Annotated in this window: 23 protein-coding genes and 1 tRNA gene; 13 read left to right on the top strand and 11 right to left on the bottom strand. The window is 57.1% G+C overall.

The genetic code is table 11. The annotated features are described in order from the left end of the window. Nucleotides 1-2: 2 nt before the first annotated feature. From ihfA to ACLCGK_RS28630, 6 genes are all read left to right on the top strand, one after another. Nucleotides 3-305 carry an integration host factor subunit alpha gene (gene ihfA / locus ACLCGK_RS28655; RefSeq protein ID WP_003250679.1) on the top strand — a complete coding sequence of 101 codons (303 nt, stop codon included), beginning with the start codon at nucleotides 3-5 and terminating at the stop codon, nucleotides 303-305. Then, nucleotides 286-642, top strand: coding sequence for a MerR family transcriptional regulator (locus tag ACLCGK_RS28650; RefSeq protein ID WP_003250681.1), 357 nt, complete (start codon nucleotides 286-288; stop codon nucleotides 640-642). The genes ihfA and ACLCGK_RS28650 overlap by 20 nt, the downstream gene beginning before the upstream one ends. Before the next feature lie 112 nt (nucleotides 643-754). Beyond that, nucleotides 755-831 (top strand) — tRNA-Pro (locus ACLCGK_RS28645). A 101-nt stretch (nucleotides 832-932) separates the two neighbouring features. After that, complete coding sequence (locus ACLCGK_RS28640) at nucleotides 933-1994, top strand: DNA cytosine methyltransferase (protein WP_410953422.1); 1062 nt, start codon at nucleotides 933-935, stop codon at nucleotides 1992-1994. Nucleotides 1995-2005: 11 nt separating this feature from the next. Continuing rightward, on the top strand, nucleotides 2006-3988 hold the full coding sequence (locus ACLCGK_RS28635) for an ATP-binding protein (protein WP_410953421.1): 1983 nt from the start codon (nucleotides 2006-2008) through the stop codon (nucleotides 3986-3988). 5 nt (nucleotides 3989-3993) lie between these two features. Further along, the gene (locus tag ACLCGK_RS28630) at nucleotides 3994-5226 is read left to right on the top strand and encodes a PP_RS20740 family protein (protein ID WP_410953420.1); all 1233 of its coding nucleotides are present in this window, start codon (nucleotides 3994-3996) and stop codon (nucleotides 5224-5226) included. A 231-nt stretch (nucleotides 5227-5457) separates the two neighbouring features. On the opposite strand, the gene ACLCGK_RS28625 is transcribed toward ACLCGK_RS28630, so the two are convergent. Then, the gene (locus ACLCGK_RS28625) at nucleotides 5458-5727 is read right to left on the bottom strand and encodes a DNA/RNA helicase domain-containing protein (RefSeq protein WP_410953419.1); all 270 of its coding nucleotides are present in this window, start codon (nucleotides 5725-5727) and stop codon (nucleotides 5458-5460) included. A gap of 161 nt (nucleotides 5728-5888) precedes the next feature. On the opposite strand from ACLCGK_RS28625, the gene ACLCGK_RS28620 reads away from it, so the two are divergent. Both ACLCGK_RS28620 and ACLCGK_RS28615 read left to right on the top strand, forming a co-directional pair. Continuing rightward, a complete protein-coding gene (locus ACLCGK_RS28620; RefSeq protein WP_410953418.1) occupies nucleotides 5889-7031 on the top strand; it encodes a DUF3883 domain-containing protein in 1143 nt (380 codons plus the stop codon). 293 nt (nucleotides 7032-7324) lie between these two features. Next, entirely contained in the window at nucleotides 7325-7780 is a 456-nt protein-coding gene (locus tag ACLCGK_RS28615) for a hypothetical protein (protein WP_410953417.1), read from the top strand. 186 nt (nucleotides 7781-7966) lie between these two features. Here the strand turns inward: ACLCGK_RS28615 and ACLCGK_RS28610 are convergent, their stop codons facing one another. Together ACLCGK_RS28610 and ACLCGK_RS28605 are read right to left on the bottom strand one after the other, a co-directional pair. Beyond that, nucleotides 7967-8236, bottom strand: coding sequence for a DUF3077 domain-containing protein (locus tag ACLCGK_RS28610; RefSeq protein WP_100414104.1), 270 nt, complete (start codon nucleotides 8234-8236; stop codon nucleotides 7967-7969). 164 nt (nucleotides 8237-8400) lie between these two features. After that, complete coding sequence (locus ACLCGK_RS28605) at nucleotides 8401-8643, bottom strand: hypothetical protein (protein WP_039614809.1); 243 nt, start codon at nucleotides 8641-8643, stop codon at nucleotides 8401-8403. Nucleotides 8644-9183: 540 nt separating this feature from the next. Here ACLCGK_RS28605 and ACLCGK_RS28600 point away from each other — a divergent pair. Further along, a complete protein-coding gene (locus ACLCGK_RS28600) occupies nucleotides 9184-9852 on the top strand; it encodes an HD domain-containing protein (protein ID WP_410953416.1) in 669 nt (222 codons plus the stop codon). Nucleotides 9853-10399: 547 nt separating this feature from the next. Here the strand turns inward: ACLCGK_RS28600 and ACLCGK_RS28595 are convergent. Next, nucleotides 10400-11437, bottom strand: a complete 1038-nt coding sequence (locus tag ACLCGK_RS28595) for a sensor domain-containing diguanylate cyclase (RefSeq protein WP_189121753.1) — start codon at nucleotides 11435-11437, stop codon at nucleotides 10400-10402. Nucleotides 11438-11629: 192 nt separating this feature from the next. Here ACLCGK_RS28595 and glsB point away from each other — a divergent pair, with 192 nt between their 5' ends. Beyond that, entirely contained in the window at nucleotides 11630-12538 is a 909-nt protein-coding gene (gene glsB / locus ACLCGK_RS28590) for a glutaminase B (RefSeq protein WP_015269909.1), read from the top strand. Between the two features lie 39 nt (nucleotides 12539-12577). Here the strand turns inward: glsB and ACLCGK_RS28585 are convergent, their stop codons facing one another. Together ACLCGK_RS28585 and ACLCGK_RS28580 are read right to left on the bottom strand one after the other, a co-directional pair. Next, on the bottom strand, nucleotides 12578-13300 hold the full coding sequence (locus tag ACLCGK_RS28585; protein ID WP_024086746.1) for a FadR/GntR family transcriptional regulator: 723 nt from the start codon (nucleotides 13298-13300) through the stop codon (nucleotides 12578-12580). A 604-nt stretch (nucleotides 13301-13904) separates the two neighbouring features. Beyond that, complete coding sequence (locus ACLCGK_RS28580; RefSeq protein ID WP_085721294.1) at nucleotides 13905-15638, bottom strand: IlvD/Edd family dehydratase; 1734 nt, start codon at nucleotides 15636-15638, stop codon at nucleotides 13905-13907. Nucleotides 15639-15822: 184 nt separating this feature from the next. Between ACLCGK_RS28580 and ACLCGK_RS28575 the strand changes: the two genes are divergently transcribed. The 3 genes from ACLCGK_RS28575 to ACLCGK_RS28565 all read left to right on the top strand — a co-directional run bounded on the left by ACLCGK_RS28575 (nucleotide 15823) and on the right by ACLCGK_RS28565 (nucleotide 19890). Further along, on the top strand, nucleotides 15823-17130 hold the full coding sequence (locus ACLCGK_RS28575; RefSeq protein ID WP_013972014.1) for an MFS transporter: 1308 nt from the start codon (nucleotides 15823-15825) through the stop codon (nucleotides 17128-17130). 28 nt (nucleotides 17131-17158) lie between these two features. Continuing rightward, entirely contained in the window at nucleotides 17159-18148 is a 990-nt protein-coding gene (gene araD1 / locus ACLCGK_RS28570; RefSeq protein ID WP_410953415.1) for an AraD1 family protein, read from the top strand. 167 nt (nucleotides 18149-18315) lie between these two features. After that, complete coding sequence (locus tag ACLCGK_RS28565; RefSeq protein ID WP_410953414.1) at nucleotides 18316-19890, top strand: aldehyde dehydrogenase (NADP(+)); 1575 nt, start codon at nucleotides 18316-18318, stop codon at nucleotides 19888-19890. 58 nt (nucleotides 19891-19948) lie between these two features. Here ACLCGK_RS28565 and ACLCGK_RS28560 read toward each other — a convergent pair whose 3' ends face one another. The 5 genes from ACLCGK_RS28560 to ACLCGK_RS28540 form a co-directional block, all read right to left on the bottom strand. Then, nucleotides 19949-20713, bottom strand: coding sequence for a DUF2182 domain-containing protein (locus ACLCGK_RS28560; protein WP_061302508.1), 765 nt, complete (start codon nucleotides 20711-20713; stop codon nucleotides 19949-19951). Further along, nucleotides 20694-21329, bottom strand: coding sequence for a DUF1326 domain-containing protein (locus ACLCGK_RS28555; RefSeq protein WP_410953413.1), 636 nt, complete (start codon nucleotides 21327-21329; stop codon nucleotides 20694-20696). Before ACLCGK_RS28555 ends, ACLCGK_RS28560 begins: the two co-directional genes overlap by 20 nt. 122 nt (nucleotides 21330-21451) lie before the next feature. Beyond that, the gene (locus ACLCGK_RS28550; RefSeq protein ID WP_330872947.1) at nucleotides 21452-22252 is read right to left on the bottom strand and encodes a DUF6708 domain-containing protein; all 801 of its coding nucleotides are present in this window, start codon (nucleotides 22250-22252) and stop codon (nucleotides 21452-21454) included. 104 nt (nucleotides 22253-22356) lie between these two features. Beyond that, nucleotides 22357-23157, bottom strand: a complete 801-nt coding sequence (locus tag ACLCGK_RS28545) for a DUF6708 domain-containing protein (protein ID WP_410953412.1) — start codon at nucleotides 23155-23157, stop codon at nucleotides 22357-22359. A 14-nt stretch (nucleotides 23158-23171) separates the two neighbouring features. Further along, nucleotides 23172-26426, bottom strand: a 3255-nt coding sequence (locus ACLCGK_RS28540) for a T6SS effector BTH_I2691 family protein (protein WP_410953411.1), incomplete at its 5' end; no start/stop codon positions are given.

Below are 26426 nucleotides of genomic sequence, written 5' to 3'. Positions count from 1 at the left end.
GCATGGGTGCTCTGACGAAAGCTGAGATGGCCGAAAGGCTGTACGAGGAGCTGGGGCTTAACAAGCGTGAGGCCAAGGAGCTGGTCGAGCTGTTTTTTGAAGAAATTCGGCACGCACTTGAAGAGAACGAGCAGGTCAAGCTGTCCGGTTTCGGCAACTTCGACCTTCGCGACAAACGCCAGCGGCCGGGCCGCAACCCCAAGACAGGGGAAGAAATCCCGATCACTGCACGGCGCGTCGTCACCTTTCGTCCAGGGCAGAAGTTGAAGGCCCGGGTTGAGGCCTATGCTGGAACCAAGCCATAACGACGAACTGCCCCCCATACCGGGCAAAAGGTACTTCACCATTGGTGAGGTGAGTGAGCTTTGTGCGGTAAAACCGCACGTGCTGCGGTATTGGGAGCAGGAGTTCGATCAGCTCAATCCCGTGAAGCGGCGGGGGAACCGGCGGTACTATCAGCGGCAGGATGTGCTGATGATTCGCCAGATTCGTGCGCTGCTTTATGACCAGGGGTTCACTATTGGTGGGGCTCGGTTGAGGCTCTCCAGTGATGAGGCTAAGGATGAGTCTAGCCAGTACAAGCAGCTGATTCGGCAGATGATTGTCGAGTTGGAGGATGTGTTGGTGGTGTTGAAGAAGTGACCTGAGTTTTTGATGAGTGAAAATTTTTGAGAAAAAGCTTTCATTTATCAGGAGGTTAGGGTACATTCTTCAACGTTCTCGCTAGCATTGAGAACATGCTTCAAAGCCCAGTCGGGGCGTAGCGCAGCCCGGTAGCGCACTTGCATGGGGTGCAAGGGGTCGAGTGTTCGAATCACTCCGTCCCGACCATTATTGAAACGAAAAAGCCCAGTCGGAAACGACTGGGCTTTTTTGTATTCGGATTTTTATCCTAGAGCGCATGTTGAAACATATCTTAGCAAGCTGGAATAATGCTAGAATTAGCAAATTTCCCTCTTTTGCTTTGTACGGTTTTTAATATACGCATGCGCAGCCAGTCGAGCTCCCCTAAACCTAAGCTAGTAAGTCTTTTCTGCGGTGCAGGAGGCTTGGATCTCGGATTTTCTCAGGCAGGCTTCGATGTTTGTTTTGCTGCAGACTATGATAAAGCTGCTGTCGAAAGCTATAACAACAATCATCCAGGAAGGTTGGGACATGTTATAGATCTTTTAGATACCACTCCACAAGCGCTGTATGAGAAAGTCCGCTCCGTTTGCGGAGACGAATCGGTTTTAGCGGGCATAATTGGTGGCCCGCCCTGTCAGGGTTTTTCACGTGGTAATGTCGCACGTAGCCAGGATGACCCGCGAAATAAACTGGTGTTCAGATATGCTGAAATTGTCAATTTATTTTCTATTGAGTTTGGTATAAAATTTTTTGTCTTTGAGAATGTTCCTGAAATTAAAGCAAAAAAGAATAACGACCTGCTTGCTGAGCTTAGGCTTAAACTTTCTGAAAACTTCAATATCTTTGAGAAGGAACTTAATTCAAGGTGTTTTCAAGTTGCACAGTCGCGGCGTCGCTTGTTTATTGTCGGTGTCCATAAAAGTCTAGATCTTTCCCGGTTTGAATTCCCTGAGCCGTCATTGTTGCGCGAAAAAGTCGTTTCAGATGTGATACGTGGGCTTCCTGCTCCTGCGTATTATGCTAAAAGCATAATGCCATGTGATATACCGTATCATCCCAATCATTGGACTATGAGGCCTAAGTCAAAAAGATTTGTTACTGGCGTGATGCCCACTGGAGGGCGCTCCTTCATTAAGCTCGAGTGGGATAAGCCAAGTAGAACTGTAGCATACGGGAATAGAGAGATTCATGTGCATCCTGACGGAATGCGTCGAGTTAGTATATATGAGGCGTTAAGATTGCAAGGATTTCCTGAGTCCTATGTGCTTCTAGGGAATTTGAGTGAACAGGTTAGGCAAGTATCAAACGCTGTTCCTCCACCGGTAGCGGAAGAGATAGCAAAGTCAGTCATGGAACAGATAATGTAAAAGGTAAGCCTATGGATAGCCTGCAATCGAGTCTAGATGATACTCAGAATGAAGAAAAGCTGTTAGCGAAGCAGCTGCAGAAAGTTAACCCTTATGATGCTCCTATTTCTGCAGTCCTAAAAACAAATCAGCGAGTATTTGCTCGGATAACTGATGGGATATACAGGGAGCCCGCATCAGCGTTGCGTGAGCTTATAGCTAATGCCTATGATGCCGATGCTACAGAGGTTAGAATATATACAGATGCGCCACGCTTTTCTAAGATTGTCATTCGTGATAACGGGCATGGGTTGGATGGCGATACACTTGCGCATATTATCTGTAACATTGGGGGAAGCTTAAAGCGAACATCCTCCGGTAAATCTCATAATGTCACCTCGACGGTAGACAAATTTTTAAGTCCAGCTCTTCGTCCGTTGATTGGTAAGCTGGGAATTGGTCTTTTTTCCGTTTCGCAGCTAACACACCATATGGTCATTGTCTCCAAAGTTAAAGGGGACAATAAAAGACTAGTTTGTGATATTCTGCTTCGCCCTCAGGCAGAAGTTGTTGCAGATGTCGATGAAGATACTTATGTAACAGGCAAGGCTGAAATTACATACGTTCCAGCGGAGGATTTAGAATCTTCAGGGACCGAAATAACTCTGCTCAATGTTCGCCCATTCGTTCGTGAAAGCCTGCAGTCCAGAATTTTATGGGCTGGGGTCCAATATGGTCGCCAGATTGAAGCGGGTGAGATCGAGCAAAGTGATGAAGAAATAGAGTTAGACGATGAGCTGAAGGATATCCCTAGAGAACCGGATTTTCATATAGGTGAAATCGATCCTGGGGATGTTGGTAAGCTCATCACAATGGCCAAATTACCTTGGTCTGCTAATGACTCACCACTCTCAAAATTTAGGAAGCTTGTATCTGCGGTTTCTGGTTTAACAGCGGATGCTAAGCGCGGAAATGTCAAACTGAAGGAAAGTTTAGACTCCTATCTTCGGATGATATGGTCGATTAGCCTGTCGGTGCCGCTAGACTATATTGATAAGCATCCTTTTGCTATATCTGCCGCTGACAATGTAGATGTATATATGGTCAGCAATGGAGGGCGAGGAAGTGTCGCTGAGAAAGTTGATTTTTTAGGAGAAGAAACATTAAGCCAGGTTCTTGGTTTGCGCGCGGGGGATAAGCAATCTCACTTGCCTTTTTCTGTACTGATTGATGATATAGAGCTGCGGAGGCCGATTTCAATTGGTGCCTCAAGGCTAGACGCGGAGCGCCAACTAATGTTTGTCGGTAAAGCTTCTCCTGCGCTTAGTAGCGTGCCGGAAGCTTATCGTGGAGGTGAGTTATCGTTCGAATATTACATGCTTTGGTCGCCCAAAGTAGTACCACTTGAACACAATGGTAGCTTGATTCGAATAAACGGTGCAAACGGCACTTTGTTCGACTCCAGCTTTATGGAGTACCAGGTCTCTGAGCAAACGCGGCTTAGACAACTAACCGGCGAGGTTTTTGCGCTAAAAGGTTTGGATTCATCTTTAAATATTGATAGAGAATCTTTTAATATTTCTCACCCTCACTATCAATATTTAAAAAAGTGGTTGCATAATGCGCTGCGTCAATTTATGAGTAAGCACAAGTCTTTGAGTAAAGAAGGTGCGGATCAGAGAAGTGCGCAAAAATATGCAGAAGTGTTAACCGCAATAGATAGTATTAGTCTTTCATTTGACGCTGTTTCTCGTGTCAAATTTCTGGCGACCAATGAATCTGCTTCATTGTTGGATGGGGCGAATACAGTCTATATTCTCAAAGATAATGTCCTGGGAGTTCGAAAAAGTGCGAGTAAAGTGGAGCGATCTCGATATGAGCTCCACTCTAGAAAGCTTGCAGCTGTAGCTAGTATCTTGGAGTCCTATGGTCTCCTGTCTAGTTTGTCTCCCACTGAAGTGGAAAAGCTTGTGAAGGCCATTAGTGACATTTTTTTGCTTGAGGCTAAGAAATGACTGTCATGGATGATGATCTGGATGTGGACCTTGGATACGAAGATGTCGAGCATGCCAAGGTGGTTTTGAAGAAAAAGTTTTTGCCATGGCATAAGCCCAGAAAGCAATATATTCGTATAAATCAGTGGAATTACTTTGCGAGTAGTCTGGTTAAAGCGCTCGGTATTAATGAAGAGGGTAAGGCTAGATCGCTAGAGTATCTCAGCCTGCCTGGGGCGGACTTGCTCGATGTGCGCTCTCTTCATTCAGTCTGTTCGGAGATGGGTGTAAAAATTAAGTTCAAAGGGTTGAACTATATTCCTCCGGAAGATCGCGAGTCTATGACCGACCAGTTGATCTCTATAAATGAATTAAGAGGCCTCCAGTATATAGATGCTGCTTCAGATGTTTATCCTGATCATCTTGAGCAGCTTGCTAATAAAAAGTCAATTGCATATCAGCAAATAATAAGTCAGGCATCAACATATGATGTTATAAATATTGACCTTTGTGGTAGTTTTCTCGAGGCTCCTCCTCAGGATAGACAGCCGAATTATTATAAGGCATTGTTTGAGCTGCTCCGGTATCAGGCGGACCGTAGAACCGAAGATTGGTTGTTTTTTATCACTACACGCACCAATAAAGACATGGTTCACTTGGAGACGTTCAAGCGGTTTGTCGACGTAATGGAAGGTATTTTCGGTTCGGATAACGTTATTTATCAGAAGTTTGTTGATTTAGGGCTGGTTAATCAATCTGCTCTTGAAGGTAAGAAAATAGTAGTTGATAAAATCGACGGGTTGTCATATTCAAATTTGGTTAGCGCCGGGATTGGTAAGTGGGTGCTGAATGCATTAACGGATCATATGCCGGCCCATAACTCTAAGATGCTTAAGACATATGGGTATAATGTACATTCTAATTCAGATGTTCCCTGTGATATGGTGTCTTTCGGTTTTTGGTGTAAAAGACTTCCTGTTAAAGCAGTCGATACGTTTGGCCTTGCCGCTGGAGGCATTAATCAACAAGCTCGTGATGTTTCAGACGTCGTAAGGGTTTCGCGTGGTGTGATCTTGAGTTCTGTTTCAGCAATGGCGAACGTAGATGACATCTTGAATGATGCAGATGAATTTTCAAATGCGCTAAGGGCATCTTCCGAGCTTATGAGATCTGCGCGGTATGATGTTGAGGAATATGAGGCTTGGGCTCGAGCTGAACATGAAAAAACTAAGATACGTATAATTTCAGATAGCGCGTAAGCTTACGGTAAGCTGGGCTCCCGCCCCCCCCCATCAAGGTACGATATGGGATAGCCTTAGTTGGAACTTCTTTCTCGCTAGCGAACGAGTCCAGTTGGTGGCTTTGCAGCCACCATATGGGCATCGTCATGTTCGCACTATTTCCTTTCAATAAATCGCAGGGGCAGCGTTTTTTTCAGAGGGCGGAAGTGATTTTCAAATTTCCACTAACACATATTTCTTCTTGAGTCGTTAAATACCTAACGCGTTTTCATAGGCTAGCGTGGCGATCGGTTTAGTTGTAATTGTTGATGGATTCAACTCAACCGAACTCGCTCGGCAACGGAAGTAATGCGTAGTCTGTTCGACACTGCAGTAGATATAGCAGCCCTTCATCCCACGTGTCATCAAGATCCGGTAGGTATTCTTGATGATCAGGTCCACCAGCGCGCGTGTTTCTTCCGGTTCCATTTTCATGCAAGTTTTGTAACCGCGAATTGACCGGTCCTGCTTGTCTCGCATCTTTGGTGCGGTTAACACTTGGTGCGTCTGACGGCATAGGACAAGAGTGCGTGATAGGTAAACACGCCGTTGTGAGCCGGTTGTGCGGCCTTGTGCGGCTTGATTTTGCGTAGGAAAAAGCTGAGAGTGGCGACGAAAATCACCGCAAGGATGCTTAGCCAGTGCCCCAGCTTTCCCTCCTGAAAAGCCCCGCCGCCGTACAGGCTGCAATGGATGAGTTTTCGCATCTGGGTCGGGTGGCGTTCCTCAAACGCTATGGTTTCGGTAAGTCCAGAGACTACATGGTTCGCAACCCTCGAAGCGGGGAGCCATGCGACTCGAAGGCGATCGTGGGTGTTGCCTTTGGTAAGCAGTTTCCTAATCAAGGCGTGCTTAGGGCCGAGGATTTCTCTGGCGGTGAAATGACCGTGGTTCCGCTGCTCCAGGCTTTGGGTTTTGACGTTATACGGATTGGGGAGGATTGGACGGAAAATGAGGTCCAGGCCACGGTCGCTGACTATTTCGAAATGCTCCGTTTAGAAGCTGATGGCTTGGCGTTCAACAAGTCCGGGCACAACGAACTCTTGCGCAAGCAGTTGAGAGGCCGAAGCAAAGCGTCCGTAGAGCTTAAGCACCAGAACATCAGTGCTGTACTCGCAGGCATGGGCTTGCCTTTTATCCAAGGCTACAAACCGCGCGGCAACAGCCAATTATTATTGCGGAAGGCTGTTCAAGATTACGTGCGTCGACATTCGGCAGATGTGGGCAAGATTGTCGATGGGTTGGAGGAGGTCAAGACTCCGGCACAGAGGTCTTACTCGGCAGTGCTGGTCGAAGCTCCGGTTATGGAAGAGCGGCGCAAGCTGGTTGCACCGACACGTAATCGACAACGTCTACCGCGCAAGCTTGACTACGCCGCTCGGGACGAAGCGAATCGAAAACTTGGACGATTGGGCGAGGATTGGGTGATTGGTTATGAGCAGCATCGCCTGACTGAGATGGGGCATCCTGAGTTGTTCCAAAAGCTGGAGTGGATCTCGGACACGCAAGGTGATGGTGCTGGCTACGACATCCTATCGTTTGAGAGCGATGTTCACCATCGCTATATCGAGGTAAAGGCGACGAATGGAGGGATCTCATCTCCATTTATTGTGAGTCATAATGAATTGGAGTTCTCTGCAGAAGCAGGGAATCAGTTTTACCTTTATCGAGTTTTCCAGCTTGGCGGCGAGCCGAAGCTTTTTATCTTGCAAGGCGATCTATCGAGTCAGCTTTACCTAAAACCATTGGATTTTAGGGCAAGCTTCCGTGAGTATTTTCAATAATGTCCCCATTCTGACTCTCGGCTCTGAATTCTAAGGGGGAATATTGCAGGCTTATGGAAAAGATTTCAGAGTTGTTGTTCCTTAGGGTGTGGCCATTGATTTGCGCCACTGCCTCAGATGTTCGAACACTTTTAAGTTCGAACAAAACATTTATGTGTCGAATGAAAACCAGGGCTGACATCTGCCCTCGTGCTTGGCTTTTTGGGCTATTTGCCGCTGCACTACTTGGTCTACTGGGTCTGCCGTCACTGCGGTTAGCTGGAGTCAGACCGAGCCTGGAGATGGCGGTAGTGATGACCACGATTAATTGGATTTTAATCGTAATTTATGGCGCATGCTTCGGGATCGGAGCTGCTATGTTCAGGACGCGACAGCATGTGATGGTGAGCATAAACACCTTTTTCTATCTCTCGATTTGGATCGTGATATTGAAGGTGTTTGAGATCCCTGCCCTCGGCGCGCGCTTCGGTGCCTTGGCGCAAAACTGCGCGTCGCTGGATTACAGTAGTGCTGTCACGGAGGCCATTCAGAAGAGCCACCTGACACGCGTATCAGATGCGGTGGTAGGTGTAGGGTATCTCTTCTTCACGCTTCATATGGTCCGGGTTATAAAAGAGTTGCATGATTTCGGATGGATGCGGGCTGTAGCGAATACGCTCTTAGCGATGGCTCTTCTAAGCGCAGTCGTCTCCTTGGTACAAGGGCCGATCATAGCGCAGCTAGTTTGTAGCTACTCCGGAAAATACTAGCAATGTCAATGCGTATTTGATTTTTGGTGGTAGGTGCGTTTTGAGCGCCTCTAAAAAACGATGTCTGCTGTAGTGACTATTTACGGAGTTACGCTGGGGTATTGGGTGCTGGGGGCCGCTTTGCGGCCCTTTCGCAATACAAGCCTGCTACCAGAGGGCTTTTTTAGGCCTATAACCGCGCGTGCTTCAATGATTTTTCATCATGCCTAGCTCGGCATCATCCATCAGCGCCTTAGCCAATGCGCAGAGGTAATGCGAAGCCCAGATCAGCTGGGGTTTGTCTTCCATCAAGCCGTCCAGAGTCATATCCCGTGCATAGCCCATCAGCTCCGAGGCCTGTTCGCGGGCGCTCTGGCAGGGGATGCCTGCTTCGATGCGGAACAGCGGATGGGTCTGGTTTTCACCTTGGTAGAAGGTGGTTTTGCCGACGGTGAATTTGGTTTCTTCTGTAGACATTGTTCAGTCTCCCCGAAATCTCTAGTGCCTGGTCTGGCCTCATCGCCGGCAAGCCAGCTCCCACAAATACTGCATAGGCCTCGAGATCTGTGGCGCAGCTTAGATCCATGTGGGGCCTTGTTTGCTGGCGATAGGGGCAGCCCAGGCGACACATAAATGAAGCCTTAGTGCAAAGTCCTAGGCTCAGTGGGCATCTGTACTTGGACCAGCGCAGATTCAAGCAAAGCTCGCAGCGTCTCCAGTTCATGCATTGAGGTCATCATCAAAATCGACGCAGGCGATTTGGGCTGCAGCAGCATTGCCTGATGCACAACGGTCGCCGCGCATAGCGCGTAGTCCGTGGCTTGGATCAGGGTGTCTTCAAGGCAGAGAGTCTTGTGTGGAGGATCTGGAACGATCTTGAGCATGGTGAAGCTCCAACGTAGAAGGAGGAACTACCACGGCCATGCCGTCAAGCAATGGGGTGGTAGCTGTACGCGGGTTGACGGACCGAGACGTTGGCACTCGGCGCACCACAGGGTGCCCGCACGTACAGCCACCATAAAAGTGTGCACATGAGGACAGCGTCATCGGTCCGTCAAAACCGGTCGCTGAATTGGCAGCGACGAGCCGAGACTAAAATCCACGTTGGTCATGTGCAACGAAAAACAGGCGCACGGAGTATCTTTGGGAAATGGCCTACAAGGAAGGGGTTAATTCTGACTTTTTTTGCCCATTCACCTTCACTGCCTGCAACATCGGCTGCTCTGTTAACGGTTTGTGGCTCTCAAAAAGCTTTCCACTCACGAATCCCTGTATCCAGTTATGTCGCGATACCAACCAACGCTCCAGCATGGACTTTCGCCACTCAAGCCTTGAAACTGACCCGCTCGCATCTGGACCAAGGCAGGTCACGGGCCAGCCCCTGACAACGGACGCCAAGTCACAGCCCATGGAATGCACCGAAGATGACTATCGAAGCTTTTGCCCCTTTCCAGCGCTTCGCCGCTGACCTGTTGAAGTATCTACCGGCTGACCAGCCAGATGGCTCCCACGACCTGTCCCACATCCATCGCGTATGGGTCAACGCACAACGGATACAGCGCGTAGAAGGCGGCGACCTGGAAGTGCTGCTTGCAGCGACTGTGCTGCATGATTGTGTCGCAGTAGAAAAGAACTCGCCCTTGCGTGGGCAGGCGTCAACGCTGTCCGCACAAAGAGCGGCGTCAATCCTGGCTGATATGGGCTGGCCCTTGCAGCGCATCGAACAGGTGGCGCATGCAGTCAAAACCCACAGCTACTCGGCTGGCTTCGAACCACTCACCCTTGAGGCCAGGATTCTTCAGGACAGCGATCGCCTGGACGCCATAGGTGCAGTGGGTATCGCCCGGTGTTTTTACGTTTCCGGGCGAATGGGGTCGGCGCTGTACGATTTCGAGAACCCCGCGGCGTGGGGGAGGGAGTATCAGGACAAGGCGTATGCGGTCGAGCACTTTCATACCAAGCTGCTCAAGCTTGCGTCAGGGTTTAAAACTGCTGAAGGGGCTCGGCTGGCTGCTGAGCGCCATGCTCGGCTTGAAGTGTTTCTTGCGGATTTCATGGATGAGGTCGGGGCTGGCGGGGTAGGGATGCAGTGACGGGGTTTGGGGCGATTGGCAGGTTGTTTTGGGCGTTGGCCAGTTGTCCTGGAACTTCATATGGCTGATCGATTTGGTTGGTGCCTTTGGGCAAGGTGCCAGGCCTTGGGTTTTGGAGTCGGGTAGCTGTGGTCTCATGGCCCTGAGTATTGCGTTTGGGCGGGGAAGAATCTGGTGTGGGCATGGCACCGGCTGCGCCGGTGTTCGCGGCTGAAGCCGCTCCTACAGGGGGACCTGCTAATTCTGGGAGATGTGGGCAGTTTTGAGGGCGGATTTGTTCGTGGAGACCTTTTGTGTGCGGTTCTGCTTATTGATGAGTGGCTTGCAGCTTTTTTAGCGGGTTTACCGTGGATGGCACGGGCTGCGCCCGTGTTCGCGGGCGCGCCCGCTCCCACAGGGGGGCGCGCAGGGTTTGAGCGCTGTGTTGGGGCATTCAGATAATCCAGCTTTGGCGGAACGGGAGTGCCGAGTGGGGCGGGCTCTTGGGCAGTGAATAGCCGGGCTGAGATGCGGGAAGAGATGCTGCACAGCCCGGATCGTGCCTGTCTCAGAGAGGTGGCGCTATGTAGACAACCCGGTTTCGTCCATTCTGTTTGGCGTCATAAAGCCCTTTGTCAGCGCGTTCCAGCGCGTCATCCAGCGTTTCTCCCTTGGCAAACAGGGTGCACCCGATGCTCAGGGTTACGTTCAACTGGCCACAGGGCAACTGCATCGGGCTGGCACCCACCTGTTCGCGAATCCGCTCAGCAATCCGGGTCAGCTCTTCGCTGTCCTTCACCTGCAAAATTGCAACAAACTCCTCACCCCCATGCCGCACCACCAGGTCATCGGGGCGCAGTGCCGCGCGCAGGCGACGGGCCGTTTCGCAAAGCACCTTGTCACCGCCGCCATGGCCGTACTTGTCGTTGATGGACTTGAAGTGGTCCAGGTCGGCATAAACCGCACCCAGTTGTAAGCCGTTCACCTCGGCCAATCGCCGTTCATGCGCTTCAAACGCCGACAACGCGCCGCGGTTCCACAGTTGTGTCAAAGGGTCGAGCAGGGCTTTGCGCTGCTCGCGATCCATTTCAAGCCGCAGATCGCGGTTCACCTGGGCCAAGGTACGCAGCTGCAGATACCCCTCGGCGAGCGTGGCCAGGTCCCTGAAGTTTGCTTGCTGAGCCTCGCTGAGCACACGCGGGCGGGGGTCGAACATGCACAGCGTGCCGATGGCTTTACCGTTGCCAGCACGCAAGGGGTGGCCGGCGTAAAAGCGGATGTAGGGCGCGTTCAGCACGAGCGGGTTGTCGACGAATCGTTCGTCGCACAGGGCGTCGGGCACCGTCAGGGTATCCTCGCCGAGAATGGCGTAGCCGCAGAACGAAACACTGCGCGTCGTCTCGCTTGCCTCAAGGCCTATGCGGGCCTTGAACCACTGTCGGTCCTGGTCGATCAGGCTGATAAGCACAGTGTCCACATGGGCCAGGTCCTGGGTGAGCCGCACCAGGGTATCCAGGTAATGCTCGGCTGGCGTGTCGACCAGGTTCATGTCGTCGAGCGTGCGCTGGCGCAGCGCTTCGTCAGCGGGCAAGGGGCAAGCTGGCATCGTGGGTCCTCCATTCCTTGGTTGGCTTCGGTACCGGGCTGTCTTTGGACCGTCTAAACAAGCACAGCATAGGCCATGGCGTGATGCACGGTCGGCCGACAATTTCTTGCCGGGAGTGTGATTTCTTTCGCTCGATCTTCGTCAAGAATGCTACCCCTTAGCCGTCGTCTGGGGACTGATACAGGGCCTTCCATGCAAACGCTGTTGAACGAGATTCTCGAAGAAGTACGTCCCTTGATCGGCAAGGGCAAAGTGGCTGACTACATTCCCGCGCTGGCCGATGTGCCGGCGAACCAGCTGGGCATCGCGGTCTATGGCAACGATGGCAGCTATTACTGTGCAGGCGACGCGCTGGTGCCGTTCTCGGTGCAGAGTATTTCCAAGGTGTTCAGCCTGGTGCAGGCGATTGGGCACTCCGGGGAAGCCATTTGGCAGCGGCTTGGCCATGAGCCTTCCGGCCAGCCGTTCAACTCGCTGGTACAGCTGGAGTTCGAACGCGGTCGGCCGCGCAACCCATTTATCAATGCGGGTGCGTTGGTGATCTGCGATATCAACCAGTCGCGCTTCGCTGCACCCACGTTGTCGATGCGCGATTTCGTGCGGCGGCTATCGGGCAATCCCCATATCGCGATCGATGCCCGCGTTGCCGACTCGGAGTATCAGTTCCGTGCGCGCAACGCGGCCATGGCTTACCTGATGCAGTCGTTCGGCAACTTCCATAACGAGGTGGAGACGGTGCTGCGCAGCTATTTCAGTTACTGCGCGCTGCAAATGAACTGCCTTGATCTGGCTCGGGCGTTCTGTTTCCTGGCTAACGATGGGTTCTGCAAGCACAGTGGTGAGCAGATTCTGACCCGGCGCCAGACCCAGCAGGTGAACTCGATCATGGCCACCAGCGGGTTGTATGACGAAGCAGGGAATTTCGCCTATCGGGTGGGGTTGCCGGGCAAGAGTGGCGTGGGGGGCGGGATTGTGGCGATCGTGCCGGGGCAATTCACCGTGTGCGTGTGGTCGCCGGAGTTGAATGCGGCGGGTAACTCCCTGGCCGGGATGGCGGCGCTCGAACTGCTCAGTTCGCGGATCGGCTGGTCGGTGTTCTGATCGGCGGGCCCGGTGGCTGAGGTGGGCCCGGTCGATACCTCAGCTCGTCGGGTCCTGCCCCAGTACCTTGGCCAGGGCCACGCGGGCATCTTCAAGCTGTACCAGTGAAGCATGCCGCGCGCCCAGCGCATCACCGTTCTGGATAGCGGTCAGAATCGCCTTGTGCCGGGGCAGGGCGAGTTCGTCGAAATTCGCCCGCTGGTTGGAGTAGCGCACCGACTCGCGCAGCGCCATCGACAGCATGTTGCACAGGTAGGCCAGCAGGTCGTTGTGGGTGGCGTCGGCGATACGGGCGTGGAAGTCCAGGTCCGGCTGCAGGCGCTCTTCATGGTTGCGGGCGGCTTCCATGCGCTGGTAGGCCTCGGCGATCGAATCGACGTCGTCGGCGCTGGCGTTGGTGGCGGCCAGTGCGGCGGCGGCGGGTTCGATGACCCAGCGTACGCTGCTCAGCATGTTGAAGAATTCCTGCTGTGGCGTGGCCTGCATCAGCCAGTGCAGTACGTCCGGGTCGAGCATGTGCCAGTCATGGCGCGGCCGAACCAGGGTACCCACCCGCGGGCGGGCCTCGATCAGGCCCTTGGCGGTAAGGGCGCGCATCGCCTCGCGGAACACCGGCCGGCTGATCGCGTAGGCTTCGCACAGGCTGGCCTCGGAAGGCAGCTTCTGCCCGGGTGCGAGTTGGCCGGATACGATCTGTACGCCAAGGTCCTGGACCAGGGTGGCGTGCATGCTCTTGCGCGTGGTGGGTTGGCGGTAGTTCATGTGGGGCGGGGCGGATCCTTCTGGCGGGGGCAGCATCATAGCATTAGCGCGTCGACGCGGTGCATGGCACCGGCTGCGCCGGTGTTCGCGGCCACGGCCGCTCCCACAGGTACCGCGTGAGCCTGAAGCCTGCGCCGTCCCTGTGGGAGCGGGTTCACCCGCGAAGCAGGCGATGCGGTGGATGGCACCGGCTGCGCCGGTGTTCGCGGCTGAAGCCGCTCCTACAGGTACAGCGTGAGCCTGAAGCCTGCGCCGTCCCTGTGGGAGCGGGCGCGCCCGCGAAGCAGGCGACGCGGTGGATGGCACCGGCTACGCCGGTGTTCGCGGCCACGGCCGCTCCCACAGGTACCGCGTGAGCCTGAAGCCTGCGCCGTCCCTGTGGGAGCGGGTTCACCCGCGAAGCAGGCGACGCGGTGGATGGCACCGGCTACGCCGGTGTTCGCGGCTGAAGCCGCTCCTACAGGTACAGCGCGAGCCCGAAGCCTGCGCCGGACCTGTGGGAGCGGGCGCGCCCGCGAAGCAGGCGACGCGGAGGATGGCACCGGCTTTGCTGGCGATGGGCTGCGCAGCAGCCCCAATGACGCTAAACGACAGGCTTCAGGCCTTAGTGCGAGTGCTTGGGCACCGCCGCCCCGCGGCATCCGACCAGGAAGTCGAAGTCGCAACCCTCATCGGCCTGCATGACGTGGTCCAGGTACAGCTTGGCGTAACCACCGCTGATCAACTGTGGCGGGGCTTGCAGGTCGGCCAGGCGGCCGGCCAGTTCCTCGTCGGAAATGTCCAGGTGCAGCCGGCCTTCCTTGCAATCCAGCTCGATCCAGTCGCCTTCGCGCACGGCAGCCAACGGACCGCCAGCTGCCGCTTCCGGCGCCACGTGCAGCACCACGGTGCCGTAGGCGGTGCCGCTCATGCGGGCATCGGAAATACGCACCATGTCGGTCACGCCCTGGGCCAGCAGCTTGGCCGGCAGGCCCATGTTGCCGACCTCGGCCATGCCCGGGTAGCCCTTGGGCCCGCAGTGCTTCATCACCAGCACGGAACTGGCATCCACGTCCAGCTCGGGGTCGTTGATGCGTGCCTTGTAGTCGTCGAAGTTCTCGAACACCACGGCGCGGCCACGATGCTGCATCAGCGCCGGGGTGGCGGCCGAGGGCTTGAGCACGGCGCCCTTGGGCGCCAGGTTGCCGCGCAGGATGCAGATGCCGCCATCGGCCACCAGCGGCTTGTCGATCGGGCGGATCACCTCTTCGTCATACAGCGGTGCGGCCTGGCAGTTGTCCCACAGGCTCTTGCCGTTGGCCGTCAGCGCGGCAGGGTTGGGCAGCAGGCCGTGTTCGCCCAGGCGGCGGATGACCGCAGGCAGGCCGCCGGCGTAGTAGAACTCTTCCATCAGGAAACGGCCCGAAGGCTGCAGGTCGACCAGGGTTGGCGTACCGCGGCCGATGCGGGTCCAGTCTTCCAGTTGCAGGTCCACGCCGATACGCCCGGCGATGGCCTTCAGGTGAATCACCGCGTTGGTCGAGCCACCGATGGCGGCGTTGACGCGGATGGCGTTCTCGAAGGCTTCGCGGGTGAGGATTTTCGACAGGCGCAGGTCTTCGCGCACCATGTCGACAATGCGCATGCCCGACAGGTGGGCCAGCACGTAACGGCGTGCATCCACCGCCGGAATGGCGGCGTTGTGCGGCAGCGAGGTGCCCAGCGCTTCGGCCATGCAGGCCATGGTCGAGGCGGTGCCCATGGTGTTGCAGGTACCTGCCGAGCGCGACATGCCGGCCTCGGCCGAGAGGAACTCGTTGAGGTCGATCTGGCCGGCCTTGTAGGCCTCGTGCATCTGCCAGACGATGGTGCCGGCGCCAATGTCCTTGCCTTTGTGCTTGCCGTTCAGCATCGGCCCACCGGTAACCACGATCGCCGGCACATCACAGCTCGCCGCGCCCATCAGCAGCGCCGGGGTGGTCTTGTCGCAGCCGGTCAGCAGCACCACGGCGTCCACCGGGTTGCCGCGGATCGCTTCCTCCACATCCATGCTCGCCAGGTTGCGGGTGAGCATGGCGGTGGGGCGCAGGTTGGACTCGCCGCTGGAGAACACCGGGAACTCCACCGGGAAGCCGCCAGCCTCCAGCACGCCCTTTTTGACGTGTTCGGCAATCTTGCGGAAGTGCGCGTTGCACGGGGTCAGTTCCGACCAGGTGTTGCAAATGCCGATGATCGGCTTGCCCTGGAATTCGTGGTCCGGAATACCCTGGTTCTTCATCCAGCTGCGGTACATGAAACCGTTCTTGTCGGCGGTGCCGAACCATTGGGCGGAGCGCAGTGGGCGTTTGTTATCAGACATGGGAACACCTAATTAGTATTACTATTTGTCGTTGTGCGATCGACTGTACTGATAAAAATGGTCTCTGTGAAGGCTTGTTGGCTCAATTAGTAATACTATAAGATCATTCACCCAGGTCAGAGGTCTGCCAAAAAGTCCCCGGCCAGGTGCTGTACCCATTACAAGAACAATTGGAGACATCGCCATGATTCAGGAGCAGCGGTTAGTCCGCCTGATCACACTGAAACTCATCCCTTTTCTGGTACTGCTTTACCTGGTGGCCTATGTCGACCGTTCCGCGGTGGGCTTCGCCAAGCTGCACATGGGCGCCGACATCGGCCTGGGTGACGCGGCCTACGGCCTTGGTGCCGGGCTCTTCTTCATTGGTTACTTCCTGTTCGAGGTGCCGAGCAACCTGTTGCTCGACCGCTTTGGCGCGCGCCGCTGGTTCGCCCGCATCCTGGTCACCTGGGGCGCGATCACCGTCGGCATGGCCTTCGTTACCGGGCCCAACGGTTTCTACGTGATGCGCTTTCTGCTGGGGGCGGCCGAGGCGGGCTTCTTTCCGGGCGTGCTGTACTACATCACCCAGTGGTACCCGGTGCGCCATCGCGGCAAGATCCTCGGCTTCTTCATCCTCTCCCAGCCGCTGGCAATGCTGATCACCGGGCCGCTCTCGGGCGCGCTGCTGGGGCTCGATGGCATCTACGGCCTGCATGGCTGGCAATGGCTGTTCATCTGCATCGGTACCCCCGCGGTGCTGCTGGCCTGGCCGACCCTGCGCCTGCTGCCAGACAGCCCGGCCAAGGTGCGCTGGCTCAGCGACGAACAGCGCAGCTGGCTGCAGGAACAACTGGCCAACGACCTGCGCGAGTTCGGCCAGACCCGCCATGGCAATCCGTTGCATGCCCTGAAGGACAGCCGGGTGCTGTTGCTGGCGCTGTTCTACCTGCCGGTGACCCTGAGCATTTACGGCCTGGGTCTTTGGCTGCCCACGCTGATCCACCAGTTTGGCGGCAGTGACCTGGTCACCGGTTTCGTTTCGGCCGTGCCTTACCTGTTCGGCATCATCGGCCTGCTGATCGTGCCGCGCAGCTCCGACCGCCTGAACGACCGCTATGGCCACCTCGGCCTGCTGTATGCCCTGGGTGCGATCGGCCTGTTCTTCAGTGCCTGGCTTAGCGTGCCGGTCATGCAGCTGGCAGCGCTGTGCCTGGTGGCATTCGCGTTGTTCTCCTGCACCGCCATCTTCTGGACCTTGCCGGGCCGGTTCTTCTCCGGGGCCAGCGCTGCAGCCGGCATCGCCTTGATCAACTCGATCGGCAACCTCGGCGGCTACCTGGGCCCGTTCGGTATCGGCGCGCTCAAGGAGCACACCGGGCAACTTTCGTCGGGGCTGTATTTCCTGGCCGTGGTGATGCTGTTCGGGCTGTTGCTCACCGGGGTTGTCTACAACCGCCTGGAGCGCCGCCAGCGCCTGGCTTCCTCGCGGGCAGCCGAAGCCTCCCGCTAATTTTCGCAACCGAGAAGCGAGCACAAATATGCGATTGATCCAATTTGAAACCGCCACCGGCGAGCGCTGCGTGGGCGTGGTGGAAGGCGATTACGCCCTGCAGGTGCAGGGCGCTGGCAGCACCCGCCAGCTGGCCCTGCAAGCCATTGCCGCCGGCCGTGACCTGGCCGCTGAAGTGCAGGCTGCCGGCCTGGGCGAGCGCCACGACTACCTGGCCCTGCTGGCCGAAGGCCGCGTGTTGCCACCACTGGACCACTCGGACCCGGCGCACTGCCTGGTCACCGGCACCGGGCTGACCCACCTGGGCAGCGCCGCAACCCGCGACAAGATGCATCAGCAGCAGGCCGAAGGCGCGGTGACCGACAGCATGCGCATGTTCCAGTGGGGCCTCGATGGCGGTCGGCCGCCGGCAGGCGAGGAGGGCGCGCAGCCGGAGTGGTTCTACAAGGGCGACGGTGGCATCGTCGTGCGCCCTGGCGCCGACCTGCCGCTGCCGGCGTTCGCCGAGGATGCCGGCGAGGAGCCAGAGCTGGTCGGGCTGTACCTGATCGGTGCCGACGGCACGCCTTACCGCCTTGGCTATGCGTTGGGCAACGAGTTTTCCGACCATGTGATGGAGCGGCGCAACTACCTGTACCTGGCCCATTCCAAACTGCGCGCCTGCAGCTTCGGCCCAGAGCTGCGCCTGGGGGCGCTGCCGGCCCACCTGGAAGGCACCAGCCGCATCCTGCGCGACGGGCAGGAACTGTGGCGCAAGCCGTTCCTCTCGGGCGAGCAGAACATGTGCCACAGCTTCGAGAACCTAGAGTTCCACCACTTCAAGTACACCCAGTTCCTGCGCCCCGGTGATATCCACGTGCATTACTTCGGCACTGCCACGCTGTCGTTCGCCGACGGCATCCAGGCGCGCCCGGGCGACACCTTCGAAGTCAGCCTCGACGCCTTCGGCCAGCCGCTGCGCAACGGCATTGCCGCCGCGCCCGGGCAGGTTCGCCCCGGGGTGGTCAGAAGCCTTTGAGCCCGCTGCCAGCCAGTTGCTGAATCGGGGCCGCTCTGCGCCCCTTCGCGGGCTCGCCCGCTCCCACAGTTACCCTGTAGGAGCTGGCTTGCCTGCGATGGGCTGCGCAGCAGCCCCCTTACCGCCACGAGCATCTGAACCGTCTTTCTCAATTACAGGAGCCAACCATGTCTGGAAGCAATTTCATTGGCGGCCAGCGCAGCGCCACCGGCAGCGTGCGCCTGCAAAGCCTCGACGCGCGCACCGGCGAAGCCCTTCCGCAGGCCTTTGCCCAAGCCACCCCGGAGGAAGTGGACGCCGCCGCCCAGGCAGCCGAAGCGGCCTTCGCCGAATACAACGCCCTGGCCCCGCAGCGCCGTGCGCAGTTCCTTGATGCCATTGCCGACCAGCTGGATGCGCTGGACGACACCTTTGTCGCCACCGTGTGCCGCGAAACCGCACTGCCGGCCGGGCGTATCCAGGGCGAACGCGTGCGCACCAGCAACCAGATGCGCCTGTTCGCCTCGGTGCTTCGTCGTGGCGACTACCTGGGTGCGCGCATCGACCGCGCCCAACCCCAGCGTCAGCCGCTGCCGCGCCCTGACCTGCGCCAGTACCGCACCGGCGTCGGCCCGGTAGCCGTGTTCGGCGCCAGCAACTTCCCGCTGGCCTTCTCCACTGCTGGGGGGGATACCGCCGCAGCGTTGGCCGCTGGTTGCCCGGTGGTGGTGAAGGCGCACAGCGGCCACATGGCCACTGCCGAACGGGTCGCCGAGGCCATCGAGCGGGCGGTAGTAGCCACCGGCATGCCCGCGGGCGTGTTCAACATGATCTACGGTGCCGGTGTCGGCGAAGCGCTGGTGCGCCACCCGGCGATCCAGGCCGTGGGCTTCACCGGTTCGCTCAAGGGCGGCCGTGCGCTGTGCGAGCTGGCTGCAGCGCGCCCGCAGCCGATTCCGGTGTTCGCCGAAATGAGCAGCATCAACCCGGTGCTGGTCTTGCCTGCGGCCTTGCAGGCCAGGGGCGAGCAGGTAGCCAGGGAGCTGGCCGGTTCGGTGGTGCTGGGCTGCGGGCAGTTCTGCACCAACCCCGGGCTGGTCATCGGTATTGCCGGCGAGGCGTTCAGCAACTTCCTGGCGGCCCTTGGTGCGCAGCTGGCCGACCAGCCCGGGCAGACCATGCTCAATGTCGGTACATTGCGCAGCTATGCCCAGGGCGTGCAACGCCTGCACCAGCACCCGGGCGTGCGTCATCTGGCCGGCGCCGACCAGGCTGGCGACCAGGCGCAGGCGCAGCTGTTCCAGGCGGATGTGAGCCTGCTGCTTGACGGTGATGCGTTGCTTCAGGAGGAGGTGTTCGGGCCGGCCACGGTGGCCGTGGCGGTGGCCGACGAAGCCGAACTGCGCCGCGCGCTGCAAGCCTTGCACGGGCAGCTGACGGCAACGCTGATTGCCGAGCCACAAGACCTGCAGCGCTTCGCCGCGCTGGTGCCGCTGCTGCAGCGCAAGGCCGGGCGCCTGCTGGTCAATGGTTACCCGACCGGTGTCGAAGTGTGCGATGCCATGGTGCATGGCGGGCCATACCCGGCCACGTCCGATGCCCGTGGGACCTCGGTCGGCACCTTGGCCATCGACCGCTTCCTGCGGCCGGTGTGCTACCAGGACTACCCGGATGCGCTGCTGCCCGACGCCCTGAAAAACGCCAACCCGCTGGGCCTGCAACGCCTGGTCGACGGCCAGCACAGCCGCGAGGCGCTGGCCTGACGCCAAGGGCTTTGGCGTGGTACCGCTGGACCCCGCCCGGGTAGGCCCGGGCGGGGTGTCAGATATGCGGCCAGAACGCCAGCAGCAGACCACCAGCGATAAGCAGGGCGCCACTGTAGCGGCGCCAGGCCGCGCCCAACCGCAACACTTTCTCCGCCAGAACCAGCATCGCCAGCGCGGCCATGCCCCACAGGCTCATGGCGCCAACCACCAGCAGCACCAGCATCAGCGCCCAGCAGCAACCGATGCAGTACAGGCCATGCTGCAACCCCAGCCTCCAGGCGCCGCCAAGGCCCGGGCGTACATGGTGCTGAAGAAAGAACAGCGGGCTCTGGCAATGCTCCAGGCAAGCGGCCTTGCCCTGGCTCATCTGGTAGCCACCGGCCAGCAGAAGCAGTAGCGCACCCATGAGCGGTGGCAGGCGCAGGGTCATGGGATCGAGCCAGCCAAGCCATTCGCCAAGGGCCTGCAGCAGGGTCATCAGCAGGGCGAAGCCACACCAGAGCAGCGCATAGGCCGCGCAGAACAGCAGCAGCTTGAATGGGCCGGCGCTGTCGCGCACCAGGCAGCGTCGGTAAAGCAGGAACACCGGCAGGGCGGCCGGCAGCATCATCGCCTGCATCATCGCCAACCACATCAGCAGGGTCAGCGCGCCCTGGCGCGACCACCAGGCGGTGGGTGGCATCTGCATCTCGCCCATCGCCGCCATGGTCGTTGCCTGCTCGACGTGCCACCACCAACCCAGCGCGCTGATCATCAGCACCAGCGCGCCGGTCAGCAGCGCGCCCGGGGCTGGCCAGCGACTAGCTGCGGATGATGCCATTTGGCCCCATATACAGGTCGTAGAGCATGGCGTTGCGCCCGGCATAGTCCAGCTTCACCGCCCCGGAGCAGTTGAAGGTGGCGCTGGCGCAGTCCGTCTCGCCGAACTCGAAGCCCTCTGGCAGCACCAGCCTGGCCCGGTGCACCGATCCGTCCACGGGGTTGCGGATCGGCTCGGCCCGGCCATCCAGCACCCCGGGCACGTGGATGCTGGCGGTCAGTGCGGCACGGTCGGTGTGCACCTCAACCGGCACGAACTGCGGTGCGTGCATGGTCTGCACCGTGCTGGCAAAAATGGCGAAGAAGGCCGTGGGTTCCTGCTCCTGGCCGCTGAGAATGGTCAGCAATGCCTGGCGCTGGGCATCGTTGGCGCGTTCATCGATAAAGGCCTGGCATTGCCCACCGCCTTCGTGGATGGGCCCAGGCCAGGCGAAGGTGCAGGCCACATTCAAGCCGGCCAGCGACACCTCGTCGAAGTACCCCTCCTCGATGTGATAGCCCACTGCCGCTTCGCAAGTGCCATGGGTGGGCAAGGCATTGAACTGGCAGGGGCAGCCATAATCGCAGTTGCAAAGGTCGACCCCTGCGCCGCGCAATCGCCAATCGACATAGGCCATGATCCTATCCTCGCAAACAAGTGCCACTTGTTAGTTTAGTTCCGGATCATGCCGCCATATTTAGATAGATTCGGCATCTGTCACGGGCCGTATAAAACCACTGCTTCAAAGCATCGGCCTTCTCAGTCAGATGGGGCAGTGCGGGATTCACGGTCAATGTCCTCCGGCCAATGAACCTTGGGTGCCAGGCAATGCATGTGGCTCAGGCCATCGTCATCGTTCCAGTCACGGGGTGGGTGTACGAACTTCGGCAGGGCTTCGGGGCCTTGCTGCATGAATAGTCGGGCGATGGCCCAGTAGGCTTCGCCTTTGTAGAGGTCATAGGTGAAGAACACACGGTCGATGACTTCGTTGGTTTCCGGGTTGCGGACCGACAGCATGACGTTTTCGATCAGGCCACCGTGGCCGGGGGCGTAAACTCGGTAGACTTCGGCGGTTACGTCGTCCCAGTTGTAGGCTACCGGTTTGACGCCCCAGCGTTTGCGGCTGAAGATGAAGATACGGTCATATCGAAACTCATAAATATATATTTTTTGGCGTAGTCGGTTGAAGCGAATTGGCTCGTCTCTAGGCGTAACCAGATCAAGTCTGATATAGGGAATCAAAACCCACAGCATGACCGGAGGAAAAATTATTGATATGTTTATTAACCAATCGCGCTGCCAACCGTCATGTAAAAGACCCCAGTAGAAGCAAAGCGTCAATCCTAGAATAAAAATCAAGCCCGGAGCCCCAACTAAAAATATGACGCCTCGAAGGATGGTGCTGCTCCGTGGTAACTCGAGATATACATCATCGAAATAATTGGGTGCCGGCTTGACACTCGCCCATACGCTCCGCCATTTTGGCACTTCATCCACCTTGGGAAGGTCATGACTCCAGCCTAAAGCACGTTCGCACAAAACTTCATCATCACGTTTCACTCGTTAATCTTCTTTGCACAAACCCCAATGTACCCACTTGGCATCTAGGCAGAGCGTGTAGCAGCAGGGTGCTTACCGTGCCCTCAGCACCTCGCGCTAAGGGTTTAGACGACTTCATCTGTTGTCGGTGCGCTGCGAGACTCCAAGTCGATTTTCGCTGGCCATCGGACCCTGGGGGCGAGGTATTGCATAGGGTTCAGACCATTGCCAATCTTCTGACCCTGAAAAGGGCGTAGAGAGTCAGGAAGAGCGTCATAGCCACTTTGCATGTACAAACGTGCCAGTGCCCAATACTGCTTGCCTTGCTCTATGTCGTCACACAGGAACAGGCGGTCGATGACTTCCTCGATGTCTGTTTTACGAACCGATATCATTACATTTTCAATGAGGCCGCCGTAGCCCATTGGGGCGTATACCCTGTAGACCTCGGCAGTTAGGTCGGCCCAGTCATAGGCCACGGGTTTTACCCCCCAACCCTTGCTGCCGAAGGGGTGTAGGCGATCAAACCTGTACTCGTAAAAATAGACTTTTTGGCGTGCTCTATTGAAGCGTATGGGTTCATCGCGAGGAAGTCGTAGGTCCATACGAAACAATGGAAAAAAAGCCCAGGTTGAAAGAGTTACAATCATGATGCCTATGGTCGTAATTTCAATTCCCGATTGCCAGTCATGGAGGAGGGAAGTGACGATGTCGGGTACGATAAAAGTCATTGTATAAATTAAAATAATCAAGCCTCCAAAAAAAGATATCCCTCGCGCGCTGACCGATGAACGGGAAAATTCGATGAATATACGCCCGGCCCGATTGATCTTTAAATTGGATGCCAAAGACACCTCGCGCTGCGTGGGTGCAGTATCATTCGGGGGAAGATCATATTTCCAGCCAACCCCTCGGCTAGGCAGCATATTTCTTTCTCCTTTCATGCATTCAGTTCTGTGGAAACTACCTGAACATATACGTTAGGCATATTTCGATCAGGCCAAAATAACAAGGATAGCGTCACGGCAGTAATAGTAGGGTTGTCAATGTATGGAGTCAGATCGAATCTTCCAAAACATTGCCTGATACTCACGTTCCCAGCAGTTGTAGCGACTACGCGATCAGTTTCATTCTGCTCAATACTGCTGGTTTCGTAATCCGGATGTTTGAGTGGGTTGTATTGCTCATTCGAACGGCTTATCATTTCCTTCTTGGTGGTCGCGGGCAGATTTGATGCGCTACCTATAATGACTTGGCCTTTGGCGTAGTCGGGGAACAGGCCATCACCTTGGCGGTGAGCTTGCAATTCCCAGTAAAGGCCTGAACTTTTCTCGTTAAAGTAAGGAAGGGTAATTAAATAACTTACACGTTGTTGGACAGTTAAGCCTAGTGTGCTACCCACCGTGGTGTTAGATAGAATGCCTGAAATGTCAGTTTCGAATTTAACGTTTGCAGTGATACCCAATACAGCAGCATTGAGCTCTGCTAAGGCTAGATCCGCATATTCAGGGACGTTCCAGTGGACAACCGGTACCTCGTTAGCCTTCCCGAAGTAACACCGTCTAACCCAACGGTCGAGCGGTGACGACTCGTTCTCCTCGGCCCACTTGCTTAATGCATATGCACCCAAGCCTGACACCAGTGCTATGCCTAACACCCCTAGCAATAAGGGTTTGAAAACTGCAGCAACCGAAGCAACTACACCAATGCCAAATAGAAGACCTGCGTATTTATAGAGTCTCGATGCGCGATCATCACCATTTTTTGCTGAACGGCCTACAGCGCTTATGGCTTGTAAAGCGTCAAAAACGCCAGATCCTGCATTGATAATCGCTCCGATTCTAGCTACCACACGTCCGATTTTTACCAAGTTTGTAATTTTATGTTCAGCAGCAAAAGACAGCGTTCGCATACGCTGGATTTCTGAAGCTCCAGAAATTACAACCAACCCAAGCGCTTCAATGCTTCCGCCCAAGATGCCTATTCGTACGCCATTCAAGGCCATCATGGCTTCCGTGGCTTTGGGCCCGAGTTCCGCTTCAGCTTTCGCTTGGTTCCTATTCAAACTATCACTTTGCAAATAAAGTCCTCCCATCGCCAGCAACAACTCCCAGCTACCCACCACCCCCCGCAATCCGTTAAAGCTGGTCCGTACCAACTGCGTCGCCTGTTGAGAAGTGATCCGCAAACCTTGCAATACCTTGCGTGCATTTGTGTCCAGCGTCCCCGCTGCCACCGAGATATCCACCAAGGCAAGCTGCGCCGCGCTGCTCGCCTGGGTCACGCCCATGCTGGCCTCCTTGAACAACCGCCCATGCACTTCCTCGGCCTTGCCCTCGACCCACACCGTCACGCTGATCATCGTATTGGTGAACCGCGGGTCGAGCACGGCCAGGCTCATCAGCCCGTGCTGGATGATCGGCCGCACCTTGCGCATGGCCTTCATCGAGCCAAACTCGAAGTCATCGATATTGCGGTGCATCCGGTCCCGCGCCTCGGCGATCGACGCGTTGGCCTTATGCTGCAACTCCCGGAGGTGGGCGCTCTGCAAGGCGTAGTACTCGCCCAGCTTCATCTTCACTTCCAGCTCGATCAGGTGGACGCCGTTGTAGAGAAACTGCGTGGCACTGTTCAAATGCCGCACAGCCTTCTGAATACCAGGTGACAAACATGGCGCCAGCCGCTGACTGGCCGCATTGAGTGCGCTCTGCGTTTCAGCAATGGCCTGCTTGAGGGTATTGCGCATGCGCAAGCCGGCGTCATCGCTGGCGATGATCTTGCTCAGCATGCCGTAAAGCTTGTCGCTGTCGTTCCAGCTGATCGCTTCTGTGGCGGAGAAACTGGGCAGCAGCCCGGCCAGCAGTGCCTGGTCGCGCATCAGCAAGGCACGGTAGGGCGGGCTGTCAGGGTCCTGCAGCCATTTCAGCCAGAGCAGTTCGCTGGTGCCGGAAGCGGGAACATGCGGTTCAAGGCGGGGGACGACAGCTTCCGTAACCCCACCGCCCAGGCACAGGGCCATGGTCTTGGCGTAGGCCACCCCGGACTCACGATCATTACCGTCGTAGTCGTACGCCTCGGCCACCTTGAACATGGGCGTATCGAACAAGGCAACGTACGCCTGCGCGTCCTTGTCGATGTAACGCTGAAACTCACGTTCCTGCTGCTCATAGTCAGCCTGGAACGCGGCCCGCTGCGGTTCGTGGTAGCGCTCTTCAAGCCGCTCGTCACTCTCCTGCTGCGCACGCTCGACCAACAGCTGCCGCTCGACTGCCGGGTCGGTGAACACCGGCGGCCCATCACCCGTCATCGGTTCCAGCGACGGCACCTTCTGCGCCGCCCATTCCCTGTGCGTGGCGCGAATGATCTGCAGGATCTGCGAGGTCTGCAGCTGATAGGCGCGCATCGGTTCTTCACGCCAGGCCTGACGCTTCAGTACCCAGTTCAGCCGCTGATGGTTGTACTCCTGAATCAGCCCGACGGTGTCGTCGAGCACCACTGCCAGCACGCCGTTTTCCAGCTTGTGCCGGTTGATCGCATTGACCAGATACCCTCGCAGGGCGAACCGGCGCAACCAGCGGCTGTGGAAGCCATGCGCACTGTCGAAGGGGGCACAGCCATGCTGGGCGTACTCGAACACCTGCTGGTCGACCCCAAGCTTATCGGGCGTCATGGCGATGCCCAGCAGTTCGGGATTGTTGCGGGCCTGGATCAGGTCTAGACCTTCGAAGCGGTGGGCGGGCGCCTCCCCCCTCTTGTAGGCGTTCAGCACGCTCACCGGCCAAGGATCGCTGGAGAAGGCCAGCCAGGCGCTGGTGTACCTGCCGGTATCGAGGTTGAGAAAGGCCGAAGGAATGTCGTGATCTGCGTTCACGCATTTTTCGGGCAGCGGCGAAGGCGGGCCATCTGGCGGCTCGTAGGGGTTGAAGCGGCGCAGATGACCTTGCTCGCTGACGGCATAGGCATGCCAGACCTGCTGGTCGAGCAGCACATACAGGAAGCCCCTGCGCAAGGTGCGCAAGCCGATCTTTGTCGAGATATGCCGGTTATCCGCCACGGTGGAGACACACTCGGGGCGGGTATCCGGCACCAGGGCGCGGCGCAGCGGCAGGATCGGCAGGCCCTGGCGCTCGCAGAACATGCACTGGTCGTGCGGCAGCCCGGCTTCGGCGATCGCGAGGGCAATACGTTGGCTGAT

The sequence above is a fragment of the Pseudomonas sp. S1(2024) genome, from assembly GCF_046557535.1.
The sequence above is the reverse complement of the archived record's forward strand: the minus strand, read 5'-3'. Positions and strand labels throughout refer to the sequence as shown.

What these genes read in the sequence shown, in the direction of transcription:
- ACLCGK_RS28580 (WP_085721294.1), bottom strand. Translation starts at nt 15,638, where the DNA reads ATGTCTGATAACAAACGCCCACTGCGCTCCGCCCAATGGTTCGGCACC.
- ACLCGK_RS28585 (WP_024086746.1), bottom strand. Translation starts at nt 13,300, where the DNA reads ATGAACTACCGCCAACCCACCACGCGCAAGAGCATGCACGCCACCCTG.
- araD1 (WP_410953415.1), top strand. Translation starts at nt 17,159, where the DNA reads ATGCGATTGATCCAATTTGAAACCGCCACCGGCGAGCGCTGCGTGGGC.
- ihfA (WP_003250679.1), top strand. Translation starts at nt 3, where the DNA reads ATGGGTGCTCTGACGAAAGCTGAGATGGCCGAAAGGCTGTACGAGGAG.
- ACLCGK_RS28555 (WP_410953413.1), bottom strand. Translation starts at nt 21,329, where the DNA reads ATGGCCTATGTCGATTGGCGATTGCGCGGCGCAGGGGTCGACCTTTGC.
- ACLCGK_RS28615 (WP_410953417.1), top strand. Translation starts at nt 7,325, where the DNA reads ATGACCACGATTAATTGGATTTTAATCGTAATTTATGGCGCATGCTTC.
- ACLCGK_RS28625 (WP_410953419.1), bottom strand. Translation starts at nt 5,727, where the DNA reads ATGCGAGACAAGCAGGACCGGTCAATTCGCGGTTACAAAACTTGCATG.
- ACLCGK_RS28630 (WP_410953420.1), top strand. Translation starts at nt 3,994, where the DNA reads ATGGATGATGATCTGGATGTGGACCTTGGATACGAAGATGTCGAGCAT.
- ACLCGK_RS28635 (WP_410953421.1), top strand. Translation starts at nt 2,006, where the DNA reads ATGGATAGCCTGCAATCGAGTCTAGATGATACTCAGAATGAAGAAAAG.
- ACLCGK_RS28600 (WP_410953416.1), top strand. Translation starts at nt 9,184, where the DNA reads ATGACTATCGAAGCTTTTGCCCCTTTCCAGCGCTTCGCCGCTGACCTG.
- ACLCGK_RS28565 (WP_410953414.1), top strand. Translation starts at nt 18,316, where the DNA reads ATGTCTGGAAGCAATTTCATTGGCGGCCAGCGCAGCGCCACCGGCAGC.
- ACLCGK_RS28640 (WP_410953422.1), top strand. Translation starts at nt 933, where the DNA reads ATGCTAGAATTAGCAAATTTCCCTCTTTTGCTTTGTACGGTTTTTAAT.
- ACLCGK_RS28650 (WP_003250681.1), top strand. Translation starts at nt 286, where the DNA reads ATGCTGGAACCAAGCCATAACGACGAACTGCCCCCCATACCGGGCAAA.
- ACLCGK_RS28605 (WP_039614809.1), bottom strand. Translation starts at nt 8,643, where the DNA reads ATGCTCAAGATCGTTCCAGATCCTCCACACAAGACTCTCTGCCTTGAA.
- glsB (WP_015269909.1), top strand. Translation starts at nt 11,630, where the DNA reads ATGCAAACGCTGTTGAACGAGATTCTCGAAGAAGTACGTCCCTTGATC.
- ACLCGK_RS28560 (WP_061302508.1), bottom strand. Translation starts at nt 20,713, where the DNA reads ATGGCATCATCCGCAGCTAGTCGCTGGCCAGCCCCGGGCGCGCTGCTG.
- ACLCGK_RS28545 (WP_410953412.1), bottom strand. Translation starts at nt 23,157, where the DNA reads ATGCTGCCTAGCCGAGGGGTTGGCTGGAAATATGATCTTCCCCCGAAT.
- ACLCGK_RS28610 (WP_100414104.1), bottom strand. Translation starts at nt 8,236, where the DNA reads ATGTCTACAGAAGAAACCAAATTCACCGTCGGCAAAACCACCTTCTAC.
- ACLCGK_RS28595 (WP_189121753.1), bottom strand. Translation starts at nt 11,437, where the DNA reads ATGCCAGCTTGCCCCTTGCCCGCTGACGAAGCGCTGCGCCAGCGCACG.
- ACLCGK_RS28575 (WP_013972014.1), top strand. Translation starts at nt 15,823, where the DNA reads ATGATTCAGGAGCAGCGGTTAGTCCGCCTGATCACACTGAAACTCATC.